Annotated in this window: 18 protein-coding genes and 1 pseudogene; 5 read left to right on the top strand and 14 right to left on the bottom strand. The window is 73.4% G+C overall.

The annotated features are described in order from the left end of the window. The first annotated feature begins 240 nt into the window (after positions 1 to 240). On the top strand, positions 241 to 627 hold the full coding sequence (locus KBX43_RS04945) for a hypothetical protein (protein ID WP_064447049.1): 387 nt from the start codon (positions 241 to 243) through the stop codon (positions 625 to 627). Positions 628 to 660: 33 nt separating this feature from the next. On the opposite strand, the gene KBX43_RS04950 is transcribed toward KBX43_RS04945, so the two are convergent. Beyond that, on the bottom strand, positions 661 to 1,002 hold the full coding sequence (locus KBX43_RS04950; protein ID WP_043325899.1) for a hypothetical protein: 342 nt from the start codon (positions 1,000 to 1,002) through the stop codon (positions 661 to 663). 426 nt (positions 1,003 to 1,428) lie between these two features. On the opposite strand from KBX43_RS04950, the gene KBX43_RS04955 reads away from it, so the two are divergent. Beyond that, positions 1,429 to 2,355 (top strand): tyrosine recombinase XerC, encoded by a 927-nt coding sequence (locus tag KBX43_RS04955; protein WP_210883593.1) that lies wholly within the window; start codon positions 1,429 to 1,431, stop codon positions 2,353 to 2,355. A 49-nt stretch (positions 2,356 to 2,404) separates the two neighbouring features. Continuing rightward, a complete protein-coding gene (locus tag KBX43_RS04960) occupies positions 2,405 to 3,586 on the top strand; it encodes an aminotransferase class V-fold PLP-dependent enzyme (protein ID WP_210883491.1) in 1,182 nt (393 codons plus the stop codon). A gap of 57 nt (positions 3,587 to 3,643) precedes the next feature. On the opposite strand, the pseudogene KBX43_RS04965 reads toward KBX43_RS04960, so the two are convergent. After that, a pseudogene (locus KBX43_RS04965) lies at positions 3,644 to 4,180 on the bottom strand (murein hydrolase activator EnvC); the annotation flags it as partial. Between the two features lie 194 nt (positions 4,181 to 4,374). On the opposite strand from KBX43_RS04965, the gene KBX43_RS04970 reads away from it, so the two are divergent. Continuing rightward, positions 4,375 to 5,034 (top strand): methyltransferase domain-containing protein, encoded by a 660-nt coding sequence (locus KBX43_RS04970; protein WP_210883493.1) that lies wholly within the window; start codon positions 4,375 to 4,377, stop codon positions 5,032 to 5,034. Beyond that, entirely contained in the window at positions 5,031 to 6,137 is a 1,107-nt protein-coding gene (locus tag KBX43_RS04975) for a sulfite oxidase (RefSeq protein ID WP_210883495.1), read from the top strand. The genes KBX43_RS04970 and KBX43_RS04975 overlap by 4 nt, the downstream gene beginning before the upstream one ends. Before the next feature lie 25 nt (positions 6,138 to 6,162). Here KBX43_RS04975 and KBX43_RS04980 read toward each other — a convergent pair whose 3' ends face one another. From KBX43_RS04980 to proS, 12 genes are all read right to left on the bottom strand, one after another. Continuing rightward, a complete protein-coding gene (locus KBX43_RS04980) occupies positions 6,163 to 6,486 on the bottom strand; it encodes a DUF2469 domain-containing protein (protein WP_011905215.1) in 324 nt (107 codons plus the stop codon). Next, the gene (locus tag KBX43_RS04985; protein WP_210869551.1) at positions 6,483 to 7,358 is read right to left on the bottom strand and encodes a ribonuclease HII; all 876 of its coding nucleotides are present in this window, start codon (positions 7,356 to 7,358) and stop codon (positions 6,483 to 6,485) included. Before KBX43_RS04985 ends, KBX43_RS04980 begins: the two co-directional genes overlap by 4 nt. Continuing rightward, a complete protein-coding gene (locus KBX43_RS04990; RefSeq protein ID WP_210883497.1) occupies positions 7,352 to 7,819 on the bottom strand; it encodes an NUDIX hydrolase in 468 nt (155 codons plus the stop codon). The genes KBX43_RS04985 and KBX43_RS04990 overlap by 7 nt, the downstream gene beginning before the upstream one ends. Before the next feature lie 90 nt (positions 7,820 to 7,909). Beyond that, on the bottom strand, positions 7,910 to 8,542 hold the full coding sequence (lepB, locus tag KBX43_RS04995; RefSeq protein WP_043325910.1) for a signal peptidase I: 633 nt from the start codon (positions 8,540 to 8,542) through the stop codon (positions 7,910 to 7,912). After that, positions 8,539 to 9,423, bottom strand: coding sequence for a signal peptidase I (lepB, locus tag KBX43_RS05000; protein WP_064447043.1), 885 nt, complete (start codon positions 9,421 to 9,423; stop codon positions 8,539 to 8,541). The genes lepB (KBX43_RS04995) and lepB (KBX43_RS05000) overlap by 4 nt, the downstream gene beginning before the upstream one ends. Before the next feature lie 168 nt (positions 9,424 to 9,591). Continuing rightward, positions 9,592 to 9,951: a 50S ribosomal protein L19 gene (rplS, locus tag KBX43_RS05005; RefSeq protein WP_013284591.1), complete on the bottom strand. Its 360-nt coding sequence runs from the start codon at positions 9,949 to 9,951 to the stop codon at positions 9,592 to 9,594. 143 nt (positions 9,952 to 10,094) lie between these two features. Then, positions 10,095 to 10,883: a tRNA (guanosine(37)-N1)-methyltransferase TrmD gene (gene trmD / locus KBX43_RS05010; RefSeq protein ID WP_043325913.1), complete on the bottom strand. Its 789-nt coding sequence runs from the start codon at positions 10,881 to 10,883 to the stop codon at positions 10,095 to 10,097. A 27-nt stretch (positions 10,884 to 10,910) separates the two neighbouring features. After that, the gene (rimM, locus tag KBX43_RS05015) at positions 10,911 to 11,450 is read right to left on the bottom strand and encodes a ribosome maturation factor RimM (protein ID WP_043325915.1); all 540 of its coding nucleotides are present in this window, start codon (positions 11,448 to 11,450) and stop codon (positions 10,911 to 10,913) included. Continuing rightward, positions 11,450 to 11,710, bottom strand: coding sequence for an RNA-binding protein (locus KBX43_RS05020; RefSeq protein WP_026268109.1), 261 nt, complete (start codon positions 11,708 to 11,710; stop codon positions 11,450 to 11,452). The genes rimM and KBX43_RS05020 overlap by 1 nt, the downstream gene beginning before the upstream one ends. Continuing rightward, positions 11,685 to 12,140: a 30S ribosomal protein S16 gene (gene rpsP, locus KBX43_RS05025; RefSeq protein ID WP_013284587.1), complete on the bottom strand. Its 456-nt coding sequence runs from the start codon at positions 12,138 to 12,140 to the stop codon at positions 11,685 to 11,687. The genes KBX43_RS05020 and rpsP overlap by 26 nt, the downstream gene beginning before the upstream one ends. A 242-nt stretch (positions 12,141 to 12,382) precedes the next feature. After that, on the bottom strand, positions 12,383 to 13,030 hold the full coding sequence (locus KBX43_RS05030) for a DUF402 domain-containing protein (protein ID WP_064447254.1): 648 nt from the start codon (positions 13,028 to 13,030) through the stop codon (positions 12,383 to 12,385). A 76-nt stretch (positions 13,031 to 13,106) separates the two neighbouring features. Continuing rightward, positions 13,107 to 14,513, bottom strand: coding sequence for a proline--tRNA ligase (proS, locus tag KBX43_RS05035; protein ID WP_187692518.1), 1,407 nt, complete (start codon positions 14,511 to 14,513; stop codon positions 13,107 to 13,109). Positions 14,514 to 14,566: the final 53 nt, after the last annotated feature.

Genomic DNA, 14,566 nt, shown 5'->3' on the forward strand with positions numbered 1-14,566 from the left:
CGCAACCGCCCGGCGACGGGGCCGTGGGACCGGCCCCGGTCTTCTAGGATCACCATTTCGCGCGCGGCGGAAGCCGTTGCGGGAACGATCGCGCCCCGGCCGGACGCCGGGTGCCGTCACGGGGAGAAGGATGACTGGGGCAGCGAACCGTCGCACATGTCCACAATGGTCGGAGTCCGATGCCGCGGTGCGGCTCGCCGGGCCGACGTCGGCCATCCCGCCGGCGCGCGGAGGCGGCCGATGAGCACGCAGGAGACCTCGCGCCGCAACCCGGCGGCTGGCCCACCCGGGTCGGGGCGTCGTGCGTTCGGCGGCATGCTGGTCGTGGTCAGCCTCTTCGTGGTGTTCTTCGCGATCCTGTCCCACCGCGACATCGGCGACTACGACCCGAACGGCCCGACGATGTGCGGCGAGGATGTGATGACGCCCCGGGACCGGTGCATGTTCGGCGCGGGCGACGGCTCCTACGAGGCGCAGAAGGCCGAGGCGGAGAAGCAGCACGACATCGACCTGATGATCCGGGACATTGGCTTCGTCGCCGGTCCGGCGCTGTTCGTGGCCGGAGTCCTGCTGATCGTGTGGGGCACGCGCCGGATCCGGGCCACGCGGCAGCCGGCCGAAGCCTGAGCCGGCACGGCACGGCGACGGGACGCGCGATCGTCAGTCGCCCTCGAACCGGATCTCGGTGTCTCGGCGCTCCGCGCAGCGGCGGGCCAGCCGGGCCAGCCGGCGGATGTGGTCGGCCTCCGCCGGCGCCCCGGCCACCTCGGCCAGGCACCGCAGGTCGGCGAGCAGCTGCGACATCCGATCGGTGTCGACGGTCAGCTCGCCGAGGGGATCGACGCGATCCAGCAGCGGCGTCCGGCCGCCGCCGCGGACCCGCGCCAGCAGACCGAGCAGCACGTCCTGCGGATCCGCGACGACCTCGATCGAGACGTACGCGGGCCGGCGACGACTGCTGCCCGCCGATATCTGTCGGTAGAGGACCGCGTCCACTCCCACTGTCGGCCCCTTTTCGTACCGGGCGTCACCGTCGCGGGACGCGGCTGTCCGATCGCGGCCGGATCGGCCACCCGTGGGGCGCGCCGGCTCAGCCACGCTGCCGTCCGGTTGCCGCCCTGTGCCTGGCCGCAGCATGAGTTTCCTCTGTCCAGGCCCGGTTTAGCCACCCTGCTCGGCGCGGCGCGATCGTCACGCCGGAAGGCACTGGCGCGGCGGCGCACGGCACACCGCGGCCACGGCGGCGCCGACGGCCCGGCCGGCGCGGTGAAGGCGTGCGGCGGCTCAGCGCGCGGCGGCGCTCCGGCCGTACGCTGGACCGGTGATCGCTGTCCGCCTCCGTTACGACCGCGGGCGCCAGGTCGGGGCGCCGCGGTGAGCAAGCGGCAGCGCGGCACCCGGGACGCGCACGAGGAGCTGCCCGCGTCGATGCGGGAGGCGGTGGACGACTTCGCCGACCACCTGTCGCGGGTGCGCAACCGGTCCGTCCACACCGTTCGCGCGTACGTCACGGATCTCGTGTCGCTGCTCGACCACGCGGTCCGGATGGGCTGCGCCGAGCTGCCGGAGCTGGACCTCGCCGTGCTGCGCAGCTGGCTGGCGAAACAGCGGACCATGGGCGCGGCCCGGACGACGATGGCCCGCCGCGCCGCCGCGGCCCGGACGTTCAGCGCCTGGGCGCACCGCGCCGGCCTGCTCGCCGACGACATCGCCGCGCCGCTGGCGAGCCCTCGGGCCCGGCGGGAACTGCCCACCGTGCTGCGGGCCGACCAGGCCGCCGCCCTGATGGAGGCGGCCCGGCCCGCCGACGCCCCGCAACCCGGGGAAGCACCGGGCGCGGATACGCCCGAGGCCGTGCTGCTGCGTGACCGGCTGCTGCTCGAACTGCTCTACGGCACCGGGGTACGGATCAGCGAGGCGTGCGGCCTGGACGTGACCGACGTCGACCAGGGCCGCCGGGTGGTGCGCGTACTCGGCAAGGGCGGCCGGGAGCGGTCGGTGCCCTACGGGGTGCCGGCGCAGCGGGCGCTCGATGCGTGGCTGAGCGTCGGGCGGCCGGCTCTGGCGACGCCCGGCTCGGGCCGGGCGCTGCTGCTCGGGGCGCGGGGCGGGCGGCTCAACCCGACCACCGCGCGGCGGATCGTGGCCGACTGGACCGAGGCCGCCGGGGTGCCCCGGGTGACGCCGCACGGGCTGCGTCACTCGGCCGCCACCCACCTGCTCGAAGGCGGCGCGGACCTGCGGGCGGTGCAGGAGCTGCTCGGGCACTCGTCGCTGGCGAGCACGCAGATCTACACGCACGTGTCGGTGGAGCGGCTGCGCGCGGCGTACCGGCAGGCGCACCCCCGCGCCTGACCGGCGGAGTCCGGCCGGGTGATGATCCATCTCGGGCTAGGATCGACGGATGACGGTGCCGCAGCCGCCCGAGCCGATTCCCGGTGCTCGGCTGCTCTTCTCCCTCGATCCCTCCGTCAGCCACCTCAACCACGGCTCGTTCGGCGCCGTGCCGATCGCCGTGCAGCGCGCCCAGCAGCGCCTGCGCGACGAGATGGAGGCCAACCCGCTGCGGTTCTTCACCCAGGGCCTGGTCGACCGGATCGCCCACGCCCGCCGACACCTGGCCGCGTTCCTCGGCGCGGACCCGGACGGCACCGCGCTGGTCGGCAACGTCACCGCCGGCGCGGCGGTCGTGTTGCAGTCGCTGGCGCTGCGCCCCGGCGACGAGATCCTGACCACCGACCACGGCTACGGGGCAGTGGCTCTCTCGATCGCGCGGGAGTGCGCCCGCACGGGGGCGGTGTCGCGCACCCTGCCGGTGCCGTTGGCCGCCACCGACGAGGAGGTGGTCGAGATCGTCCGCGCCGGGTTGCGCCCCGGGCGTACCCGGCTGCTCATCGTCGACCAGCTGACCTCGCCGACCGCCCGGCTGTTTCCGGCCGCCGCGCTCGTCGCGGTGGCCCGGGAGCAGGGCGTGCCGGTGCTGGTGGACGCCGCGCACGCGCCGGGCATGCTGCCGGCTACCGTCGCGTCGATCGGCGCCGACTTCTGGGTGGGCAACCTGCACAAGTGGGCGTACGCGCCGCGCGGCACCGCCGTGCTCGTGGTGGCGCCGTCGTGGCGGGAGAAGATCCAGCCGCTCGTCGTCTCGTGGGAGCAGGACAGCGGCTTCCCGACCCGGGTGGAATGGCAGGCGACGCTCGACTACACCGGCTGGCTGGCCGCCCCGGTGGGCCTGTTCACACTGCGCAGCCTCGGCGTGGACCGGGTACGGGCGCACAACGCGGCGCTGGCCGCGTACGGGCAACGGGTCGTCGGGGACGCGCTGGGGGTGGCGCCCGAGCGGCTGCCGGAGCCCGGCGGACCGGCGGTCGCCATGCGTCTGGTGCCGCTGCCGCCGGGTGTCGCGACGACACTGGACGCGGCCCGGGAGTTGCGGGCCCGGATCGCCGACCGGCTCTCCGCCGAGGTGTCGGTGGCCGGCTGGAACGGGCGCGGCTACCTGCGGCTGTGCGGCCAGGTCTACAACACCCCCGACGAGTACGACCGCCTGGCCGTCCGGCTGCCCACGCTGCTCGCCCAGCGCTGAGCGGCGCATCCGGCCGAAGCCGGCGGCGGCGCCACGACTCAGGGGACCGGCGTCGGCTCCCGGGTCGAGCGGCAGCAGCCGGACCCGGCCGAGCCCGAGCAGCGCCAGCGGATCCAGGTACTCGGCGCCGCGTCGCAGCCCCCAGTGCAGGCAGGCCGCCTCGGCGCAGCCGGGATGCCCGGCGAGCAGGTCACCGATCGGGGTGCCGGCGTCGACCCGGGTGCCGGCGGTGACCCGGGACCGGACCGGCTCGTAGGTGGTGCGCAGCCCGTCGTGGTGGCCGACGGTGAGGACCGGCCGGCCGGCGACCGAGCCGGCGAACAGGACGGTCCCGGCGCCGGCCGAGCGGACCTGCGCGCCGGGCGCGTCTGCCAGGTCCACGCCCCGGTGCCCGGACATCCACGGCTGCGGCGGCGGGTCGAACCCGCGTGCCACGCGGGGTGGACCGGGCAGCGGCCACCGGAACCGTCCGGCGGTCGCCGACCCGCCGGGCGCGCCCCGGTATCCCGTCGTGACGTCCGGCCCGTCAAGGACCGCCGCCGAGCCGCCCGCCGCCACCGGCCTGTCAAGGCTCGCCGCGGGGACGCCCGGCAACCAGAAGGCGAGCACGAGCACAAGCAGCAGGCCCCTGCCGGCCCGACCGATGGGGATACGCACACCGCGTACCCTGACCGTCCGCGCGCTGCCCCGCGCGCGCCACGCGGTCGTCCTGTGGACGACGCCCCCACTGTGGACGAGCGCCGAAATCGGGGCGGATCTGCTACGGCCGGGACGCCTATGCTGGCCGGGTGACGAAGGACTGGTACGCCTGGCACCGCGACTACGACCAGCCCGAGTCCGCACTGGCCCGGCGGCTCGCCGAGGTGCGGCGGCGTGTCGCCGACGCCCTCGACGCCGCGCCGCCCGGTCCGCTGCGCGCGCTGAGTCTCTGCGCCGGTCAGGGCCGTGACCTGATCCCGGTGCTGGCCGCTCACCCCCGGGGCGCCGACGTGACCGCCCGCCTGGTCGAGCTGGACCCGCGCAACGCCGATCTGGCCCGCCGCGCCGCCGCCGACGCGGGGCTCACCGGCGTGCAGGTGGTGACCGGGGACGCCGCGCTGACCAGCGGCTACGCCGATCTGGCCCCGGCCGATCTGGTGCTGGTCTGCGGCATCTTCGGCAACATCACCGACGACGACATCCGGGCGACGGTGCGGCACTGCGCCTCGCTCTGCGCCACCGGCGGCATGGTGCTGTGGACGCGGCACCGGCGCGAGCCGGATCTGGTGCCGGTGATCTGCGAGTGGTTCGCCGAGGAGGGCTTCGAGCCGGTCGCGGTGGGCAGCCCGGCCGACGGTGTGGGGGTCGGCGCGCACCGCTTCACCGGCACCCCGCGCCCGCTGGTGCCGGGTGCACGGATGTTCACGTTCGTGGGCTACGACGTGCTGGAGCGGACGGAGCAGGAATGACCACAGTGGACGACGCGAGCCGACCCGCCCGGGTCGCCGGGCCGGACGAGGCGATCAGCGCCGAGGAGCTCCAGCTCGCCGCGCGCAACCACGGCATCCCGCTGGAGGCGCTGCGCTACGACGTGACCCCGGCGGGCCTGCACTACCTGCTCATCCACTACGACATCCCGGACGTCGACCCGGCCGCGTACGCGCTGAGCGTGTCCGGCGCGGTGCAGCGTCCACTGCGGCTGGACCTGGCGGCGCTGCGCGACCGGCCCCGGGTGACCCACCGGGTCACGCTGGAGTGCGCGGGCAACGGCCGGGCGCTGCTGCGGCCCCGCCCGGTGAGCCAGCCCTGGCTGGTGGAGGCGGTGGGCAACGCCGAGTGGACCGGTACCCCGCTGGCGCCGCTGCTGCGCGAGGCCGGGCTGTCCGGCGACGCGGTGGACGTGGTGTTCACCGGGGCGGACCACGGGATCGAGCGCGGCGTCGAGCAGGACTACCAGCGGGCGCTGCCGGTGGCCGACGCGCTGCGCGAGGAGGTGCTGCTGGCGTACGAGATGAACGGCGCTCCCCTGCTGCCGCAGCACGGCGCGCCGCTGCGGCTGATCGTGCCCGGCTGGTACGGCATGGCGCACGTGAAGTGGCTGCGCGACATCACGGTGACGACCGAGCCGTTCGACGGCTACCAGAACGCGGTGGCCTACCGGTTGCGGCGCGACGCCGACGACCCGGGCGTGCCGGTGACCCGGATCGAACCGCGTGCCCTGGTGCGCCCGCCCGGGTTCCCGGACTTCATGTCCCGGACCCGGGTGGTGCGGCCGGGGCTGTGCACGGTGGACGGCCGGGCCTGGTCCGGGCACGCGCCGGTGACGTCGGTCGAGGTGACGATGGACGGTGGCGGCACGTGGACGCCGGCGGTCCTGGACGAGCCGGCCGGCGGCGAGTGGGCGTGGCGTCGATGGTCGGTGAGCTGGACGGCGACCCCGGGGCGGTACGTGCTGGGCGCCCGGGCGACCGACGCCTCGGGGCGCACTCAGCCGGCCGAGCAGCCGTGGAACCGGGGCGGGTTCGCGAACAACCTGGTGCAGCGGGTCGAAGTGGTCGTGCCGGAGCGGTGATCCGGGCGGCGGGCCGCCCGGGGGATCAGCTCCCGAATCCGGAATCTGCGGGAAGCGAGATGTCGGGCTTTTCGAGCTCTTCCACATTGACGTCCTTGAACGTCATTACTCGGACGTTCTTGACGAAACGGGCAGGCCGGTACATGTCCCACACCCAGGCGTCGTGCATCTCGACCTCGAAGTAGACCTCACCGTCCGAGTTGCGGACGTGCAGGTCGACCTGGTTCGCCAGATAGAAACGGCGCTCGGTCTCCACCACGTAGGAGAACTGGCGGACAATGTCGCGGTACTCCCGGTAGAGCTGCAGCTCCATCTCGGTCTCGTACTTCTCGAGATCTTCCGCGCTCATCGCACTCCGCCTTCCATGACCACATCTTCCCCCACCGACGCCGGAGGTCGCGGCTGCTCGCCCAACGCCACGCCGACGGTACCCCCTGGCGCGCCGGAGCGCCCCATCGGCTCGTCCGGGCGCCCGGCGAACGCGCCGGCCCCGAGTACCGGCAGCCCGGCCACGGGCTCGGGCGACACCACGTCGGCGCCCGCCGGGCGGCGGGCGCGGGGAGGCCGGCCGTCCCGTCCGGAGACGGCGGCCACGTTCACGTACGAGAAGCGGTGCTCCCGGCAGGGCCCGAGCGCGCGCAGCGCGGCGCTGTGCTCGGCGGTGATGTAGCCCTTGTGTTCGGCGAAGCCGTAGCCGGGGAACCGCCCGTCCAGTTCCACCATGATCCGGTCCCGGGTGACCTTGGCGAGCACACTGGCCGCAGCCACGCAGGCGGCCACCCGATCGCCCTTCCAGACCGCCAGCCCCGGCACGTCGAGCCCGTCGACGCCGAAGCCGTCGGTCAGCACGTACTCCGGGCGGGTGGTCAGCGAGGCGAGCGCCCGGCGCATCGCGGCGAGGTTGCACACGTGCAACCCGCGGGCGTCCACCTCCTCGGCCGGGATGACCACCACGGCGTACGCCAGGGCCCGCGCCACCACCTCGTCGTGGACGCGCTCCCGGGCGGCCGGGGTGAGCAGCTTGGAGTCGGCCAGCTCGTCGATCTCGCCCCGGCGCCCCTCGGGCAGGATCGCGGCGGCGGCCACCAGCGGCCCGGCGCAGGCGCCCCGGCCCGCCTCGTCGGCGCCCGCGACGTAGCGGAAGCCCCGCCGTTGCAGGGCCCGCTCCAGCGCGTAGAGGCCGCCGTCGCGGCGCACCACCGTGCGCGGCGGGGTCAGCATGCGCCGCCTCCCACCAGCGCAGCGCCGAGCCGGCCCGGCAGATCCGGCGGGTAGTAGCGCTCGGCGGTGGCGGCCAGGTCGGTCACCGTCCACCAGCGGTGCCCGTGCACGCTCGCGCGCTCGACGTCGTTGAAGCCGGTGGTGTCGACCTCCCAGCCCGCCACCCGGACCAGGTAGAACTGCTGCTCCTGGCGGTACCAGACGCCGTCGAACGGGAACTCGACGGTCTCCGACCAGACCGGCGCGCCCAGCTCGGCCGGGGCCAGCCGCAGGCCGGTCTCCTCGGCCAGCTCACGGGCCGCACCGTCGGCCGGGGCCTCCCCAGGGTCCAGCCCGCCGCCGGGAGTGAACCAGTAGCGGTGACCCGGCCGGGCCGGATCACCGCCCTCGAAGAGCAGCACCCGGTCGGACGCGTCGACCAGCAGCACCCGGGCCGCGCGACGAGGGGTGTAGACGGTCACCGCACCAGCCTGCCAGACGGCTGCGACGAACGACCACGCCCTCCCGCCGGCGGCCGGGGGTGGGCGTGGGGGCGCGCGGAAGCCGTCGGGTCAGGGATTGGGGATCCCCTCGAACTGCTTCGGCACGCTGAGCCAGGTGGCGCGGCTGACCGGCCAGAAGATGGTGAAAGCCCGCCCGACGACCTCGCCCTCCGGGATGGTGGCGACGGTGATGTCCTCGCCGGACTGCTGCCAGTGCTCCAGCGAGTCGCCGGAGGCCTCCCGGTGGTCACCCATGACCCACAGCCGGCCCTTCGGCACGGTGATGTCGAAGTCCTGGTCGGCGGGCTTGTTGCCGGGGAAGATGAACGGCTCGTCGACCGGCTTGCCGTTGATGACCAGCCGGTCCTGCCCGCCCGTACGGTCGCAGCAGACCACGTGATCGCCGCCGACGCCGATCACCCGCTTGATGAAGTCCTCACCGTCGGGGTTGCCGCTCCACTCGGTGGGCGCCTTGAAGACGATCACCTCGCCCCGGTGCGGCGAGCGGAAGTCGTAGACCAGCTTGTTGACCAGCACCCGATCGTCGATCTTGAGGGTGTTCTCCATGGACGGCGACGGGATGAAGAAGGTCTGCAGCACGAAGGCGCGAACCAGCACTGCGACCAGGATCGCCACACCCAGGAGGATGGGCAGCTCCTTCCAGAAGGAGTTGCGCGGCTTCTCGGTCTGCTCGTCGATCACGGGAGGAGCCTACGTCCCCGGGTGCGGCGCAGTCGCCCCGAACCCGCGAGAACCGTGAGCGTCGCCACGACCGGCACGATCAGGACGACTCCGCCCACCGGGTCGGGATCCACCGGGACCGGGCCGGAGGCGGCCGCGGCGTCCGCGCGCGGCACGTCCGCGAACGTCTCCGGTACGGGCAGGGTGGTCCACCGCTGCGACGGCCAGACGATCATGAAGGCGCGACCGATCACGTTCTCGATCGGCACCGGCCCCTGACATCGGGCGTCCTGCGAGACCAGCCGGTGGTCACCCATCACGAAGATCTGCCCCGGCGGCACCACCACCTCGGTGAACTGCCGGGACCGGCATTCCTTCGGATTGGGCGGAAGCTCGAGCGGGGAGTCCTCGGAGACGTACGCCTGCTCGTCCAGCGGCACCCCGTTGACCACCACGCGGCCGTCGTCGCAGCACCAGATCTTGTCGCCCGGCACGCCGATGACCCGCTTGATGAAGTCCTTCTCGCCGGGGCGGCTGACGCCCACCAGGTCACCGAGCGTGCGGCTCACCTGGCCGGCGAAGTTGGTGGGCGGCGCGGGCGCCTCCTGGGCGACCCAGCGGTCGGTGCCGCGGAACACCACCACCTCGCCGCGGACGGGGTCGCGGACGTCGTAGACGACCTTGTTGACGAGCACCCGGTCGCCGACGAGCAGCGTGTCCTCCATCGACCCGGAGGGGATGAAGAACGCCTGGAGCAGGAACGTGCGGATCAGCACCGCCAGGCAGAACGCCACGATGAGCAGCAGCGGAAGCTCCTGCCAGAGCGGCATCTGGCGACGCCCGCGCCGGGCCCGCCGGCGCCAGGGATCGACGGCGCCGTCCTCGTCAACCATCTGCACCATGCCACTCTCCGGTCCGCGGAAACGACACTACCGCCCGGGAGTCTCCTTCGAGACCCCACGGGCGGTAGTGGACCGTTTCGCACCGTCCGGCTGCGCCCGTACCGACCAGGGTAATGCGGTCTGGTCGATACGACATCCGCGCAGGCCGGGCGGCGTGGCGAACGCGAGTCAGTTCGCCGGCTGCTTCTCCCGCAGCTCCTTGATCTTGGCCTTCTTGCCCCGCAGCTCACGCAGGTAGTAGAGCTTGGCGCGACGCACGTCACCGCGGGTCACGACCTCGATCCGGTCGATGCCCGGGCCGTTGAGCGGGTAGGTCCGCTCCACGCCGACACCGAAGCTGACCTTGCGGACCGAGAAGGTCTCACGCAGGCCGTCACCCTGGCGGCGGATGACGACGCCCTGGAAGATCTGGACCCGGGAGCGGTTGCCCTCGACGACCCGCGCGTGCACCTTGACGGTGTCACCGGCACGGAAGTCGGGCAGGTCGGTACGCTTCGACTGGGCGTCAAGGGCGTCCAGGATGTTCATCGCTGCGTCCTCGTGAGGCTCACGGCGCATCGTCAGTCGATGCGCGGATGGGTGATTCTGACCCCCGGGTGGTGACCGGCGAGACCGGCCCCGGTCGAGGGTCCTCGCAGCCGCCCACGGCGTGGACGGATGCGGCAACCCCTCTACTTTGCCACATGCCCCGGTGGCGGGGAAAATCCGCCCCGGTCCAGCGTCGCCCGGTCCCGCTTGTCGAGCGTCTCCGGGGCCAGCGCGCCGATCATGTCGGGGCGGCGCCCGGCCGTGCGCAGCAGCGCCTCGTCCCGTCGCCAGCGGGCGATCCGGCCGTGGTCGCCGGAGCGCAGCACCTCCGGCACGTCCAGCCCGCGCCAGGTCGCCGGCTTCGTGTAGAGCGGGGCCTCCAGCAGCCCGTGCGCGTGTGACTCCTCGTCCAGCGAGCCGGCGTTGCCCAGCACCCCGGGCAGCAGCCGGGTGACCGCCTCCAGGATCACCAGCACTGCCACTTCGCCGCCGAAGAGCACGTAGTCACCCAGGGAGACCTCGGTCACCGGCATCCGGGTCGCCGCGTGGTCCAGCACCCGCTGGTCGATGCCCTCGTACCGGCCGCAGGCGAACAGCAGGTGCGACTCGGCGGCCAGCTCGTGCGCCAGGGCCTGGGTGAACGGGACGCCGGCCGGGGACGGCACGATCAGCCGGGGCAGCGTGTGCCCGTCCGGACTCAGCTCGCCCGGCGCCAGCGCGTCCAGCGCCTCACCCCACGGCTCCGGCCGCATCACCATGCCGGGACCGCCGCCGTAGGGCGTGTCGTCGACGGTGCGGTGCACGTCGTGGGTCCAGGTCCGCAGATCGTGTACGGCCAGCCGCAGCGTGCCGTTCGCGCGGGCCTTGCCGATCAGCGACAGGTCCAGCGGGGCGAAGTACTCAGGGAAGATCGACACGATGTCGACGCGCATGCGGTGGCTCCAGCCGGAGGTCGAGAGCTAGAGATCGAGCAGGCCGTCGGGCAGGTCGACGACGACGCGACCGCCGGCCAGATCCACCTCGGGCACTATCGCCTTGACGAACGGGACCAGCGCGGTACGCCCCTCGGGCCGCCGCAGCACCAGCATGTCGGACGCGGGCGCGTGGTCGATGCGGGCCACCTCGCCCACGTGCTCCCCGTCGCGGGTGACCACGGCGAGCCCGACCAACTGGTGGTCGTGGAACTCCTCCGGGTCCTCCGGCGGGGCGACGTCGGCGCTGTCCACGCCGAGCAGCGTGTTGCGCAGCGCCTCGGCGACGTTGCGCTCCAGCACGCCCTCGAAGGCGACGAGCAGCCGCCCCTGGTGCCAGCGGGCCGACTCGACGGTGAGCGTCGGCGGCACCCGCCAGGCGCCGGGCTCCGACGGGGTGACCCCCGGCTCGGTGGTCAACACCGAACCGGGGGCGAACCGTGCTTCGGGCTCGTCGGTACGCACCTCCACGGTGACCTCACCGCGGATGCCGTGCGGCTTACCGATCCGGCCGACGACGAGAAGCATCAGTACGAGTCGACGATGTCGACGCGTACCCCACGCCCGCCGATGGACCCGATCACCTGGCGCAGCGCCTTGGCGGTCCGGCCGGACCGCCCGATCACCGTGCCGAGGTCCTCGGGGTGCACGCGGACTTCGAGGCGCTTGCCCCGACGGGAGTCGACCATCCGCACCCGGACGTCGTCCGGGTGGTCGACGATGCCCTTGACCAGGTGCTCCAGAGCGGGACGCAGCGGCATGTCAGGCCTGCTCGCCGGACTCGGCACCGGTCTGCTCCTCGGCCTTGGCCTCGGCCTTCGGCTCCTCCGCCTTGGCGGCGGCCTTCTTGGCCGGCTTGGCCGGGGTGTCCGCCACGCCGGCGGCGGCCTTCGCCTCGGCCTCGTACGCCGCCTTGCGGTCGGCCCGCTCGGGGGCGACCTTCAGCGGCGGCGGGGCCGGCAGGCCCTTGAACTTCTGCCAGTCACCGGTCAGCTCCAGCAGGCGCTGCACGGCCTCGCTCGGCTGGGCGCCGACCGAGAGCCAGTACTGGACCCGCTCCGACTTGACCTCGATCACCGAAGGGTCTTCCTTCGGCTGGTACACACCGACGAACTCGATCGCGCGACCGTCACGCTTGGTGCGCGAGTCGGCGATGACGATGCGGTACTGCGGGTTGCGGATCTTGCCCATCCGCAGGAGCCGGATCTTTACGGCCACAGTTGTTTCGCTCCTGTTGCGATCTCACCGGCCCGTACGGGCGGTGTGGCGGGTGAGCGCCGACCGGCACAGTGGGGTTTGGGCCGGAGACTGCTCGGTGAACTGGCGACGCGCCCGGGTTAGAGGGCGCCGGACGCGCGCCGGATACCAGCGAACCATTCTGCCAGATCCGCCCCGGAACTCTCACACCGGACCCGGACACCACGCCCGCGGCGGGTCGGGCCGTGACGGACGACACCCGCTCAGCGCACCGGCGGGCGGTCCCACCCCGGCGGAAGTTCGTCCGGTACATCCCATTCCGCGGGCGGGGTGAAGTCGCACCAGGTGCCGTCGAACGGGAACGCGCCCGCCTCGGCGATCCGGATCACCCGCTCACCCTCGGCGCGTACCGCCTTCTCGTCTGTCACCCAGTAGTGCTCCGGGAACGCCAGCCGCTCGGCGAACTCGTCCTCGTCCTTCCACTCCCAGCTCAGGTCCGGGTACACCACCACGTCGAGGTCCTGGTCGACCATGTCGACACCGGCCACCGCGCCGTCGTCCCAGCGGACGCCGGGCTCCTCCAGGTTGACGTACCAGTTCTGGAAGCGCCCGTGCGCGTCGCGGAACCACCAGACCGAGTGGGCCGCGCCGGTGGGCAGGAACTTCAGCACCGGCGGACCGTTCCACCGGCCCTGCGCGAGCCGGTAGGACGACGTCACCCACTCGGCGAACGGCACGGCCCGCATGCCCAGGCCGGCGGCGTTCACCTCGTGCGCGACGGGCGCCGTCCGCGCCACCCAGAGCAGCAGGCCGCGCTCGTCGTCGGAAACCACGCGGGCCGACCGGACCCACCCGATCCGGCCATGCCGCACGTTCCGGTGCATGATCAGCCGCCCCGGCTCGAACCGCACGCTCACCCCCGCCGTCGTGTTAACAAGGGCCCCCGCCTATGCAGAATGCGTTAAGAAGGGACCCTTCCTTACACCCTCAGTAGGCGCGGGCGAGGATCGCCACCAGGTCGGGCTCGTCCTCCGAGTCCGGCACCGAGCCGTCGGCGCGCACCAGGCAGCGAACCGTCACGCCCTGACCGTTCGCCTCGGCCTCGCCCTCGACGCCGACCGCCGACCACGGCACCCGCGCCCAGCCGGTGGCGGACGCCTCGATCGCCTCGGCCAGCGTCGACACCTCGACGGTGCGGGACCGGCGGAACTCCAGCGCCTGGTCGTGCAGCGCCCGCTGGTCGGCCTCCAGCGCGGCGAGGACCGCGCCGACCACGTCGGCCACCGGGGTCGGGGCCTTCGACCCGTCCGTACGCCGGACCACCACCGCGTTGCCGGCGGCCAGGTCACGCGGGCCGACCTCGACGCGTACCGGGTAGCCGCGCAGCTCGGCGTCGACGGCCCGGCGGCCGAACGCGGTGTCGGTCCGGTCGTCGAGCGCCACCCGCACCCCGGCGTCGCGCAGCGCGTCGCACAGCTTGGCCGCCGCCTGGCTCACGCCGTCGCCGTCCTTGACGATCATCACGTACGCCTGGACCGGCGCCAGCTTCGGCGGCACCCGCAGCCCGTTGTCGTCGCCGTGGCACATGATCAGGCCGCCGAGCATCCGGGTGGACGTGCCCCAGGAGGTGGTCCACGCGTGCTCCCGGCCACCCTCGGCCGAGGAGTAGCTGATGTCGAACGCCTTGGCGAAGTTCTGGCCCAGCTCGTGGCTGGTGCCCAGCTGCAGCGCCTTGCCGTCGCCCATCATGCCCTCGCACGTGTACGTGGCGGTGGCGCCGGCGAAACGCTCCCGGGCGGTCTTCAAGCCGACCACGACCGGGATGCCGAGCACGTTGACCATCAGGTCCTCGTACGCCTCGTGCAGGATCCGCCGCGCGTAGGCGCGGGCGTCCTCACGGGTCGCGTGCGCGGTGTGCCCCTCCTGCCAGAGGAACTCGCTGGTACGGAGGAAGATCCGCGGGCGCAGCTCCCACCGGACCACGTTCGCCCACTGGTTGAGCAGCAGCGGCAGGTCGCGGTACGAGTCGATCCACTTGGCCATGAACTCGCCGATGACCGTCTCGCTGGTGGGGCGCACCACCACCGGCTCGGCGAGCTGCTTGCCGCCGCCGTGCGTGACCACCGCCAGCTCCGGCGAGAAGCCCTCGACGTGCTCGGCCTCCCGCTTGAGGTAGCTCTCCGGGATGAACAGCGGGAAGTATGCGTTCTCCGCGCCGGCCGCCTTGATCCGGGCGTCCATCTCGGCCTGCATCCGCTCCCAGATGGCGTAGCCGGCCGGTCGGATCACCATGGTCCCCCGGACCGGGCCGTTGTCGGCCAGCTTCGCCTTGGCGATCAGGTCCTGGTACCAGCGGGGAAAGTCCTCCGCACGGGGAGTGAGCACGCGTGCCATGACCGCACATCCTATGCGCCGTGCGGGGCGGGGGTTCGCCGGGGAGCCGGGCC

Origin of the sequence: Micromonospora sp. C41 (genome assembly GCF_018070485.1) — a bacterium.
GTDB classification, from domain to species: Bacteria; Actinomycetota; Actinomycetes; order Mycobacteriales; family Micromonosporaceae; genus Micromonospora; species Micromonospora chalcea.

Coding starts and splice junctions, on each gene's coding strand:
- KBX43_RS04945 (WP_064447049.1), top strand. CDS start 241: ATGAGCACGCAGGAGACCTCGCGCCGCAACCCGGCGGCTGGCCCACCC.
- KBX43_RS04955 (WP_210883593.1), top strand. CDS start 1,429: ATGCGGGAGGCGGTGGACGACTTCGCCGACCACCTGTCGCGGGTGCGC.
- KBX43_RS04960 (WP_210883491.1), top strand. CDS start 2,405: ATGACGGTGCCGCAGCCGCCCGAGCCGATTCCCGGTGCTCGGCTGCTC.
- KBX43_RS04975 (WP_210883495.1), top strand. CDS start 5,031: ATGACCACAGTGGACGACGCGAGCCGACCCGCCCGGGTCGCCGGGCCG.
- KBX43_RS04980 (WP_011905215.1), bottom strand. CDS start 6,486: ATGAGCGCGGAAGATCTCGAGAAGTACGAGACCGAGATGGAGCTGCAG.
- KBX43_RS04985 (WP_210869551.1), bottom strand. CDS start 7,358: ATGCTGACCCCGCCGCGCACGGTGGTGCGCCGCGACGGCGGCCTCTAC.
- lepB (WP_064447043.1), bottom strand. CDS start 9,423: ATGGTGCAGATGGTTGACGAGGACGGCGCCGTCGATCCCTGGCGCCGG.
- rplS (WP_013284591.1), bottom strand. CDS start 9,951: ATGAACATCCTGGACGCCCTTGACGCCCAGTCGAAGCGTACCGACCTG.
- trmD (WP_043325913.1), bottom strand. CDS start 10,883: ATGCGCGTCGACATCGTGTCGATCTTCCCTGAGTACTTCGCCCCGCTG.
- rimM (WP_043325915.1), bottom strand. CDS start 11,450: ATGCTTCTCGTCGTCGGCCGGATCGGTAAGCCGCACGGCATCCGCGGT.
- proS (WP_187692518.1), bottom strand. CDS start 14,513: ATGGCACGCGTGCTCACTCCCCGTGCGGAGGACTTTCCCCGCTGGTAC.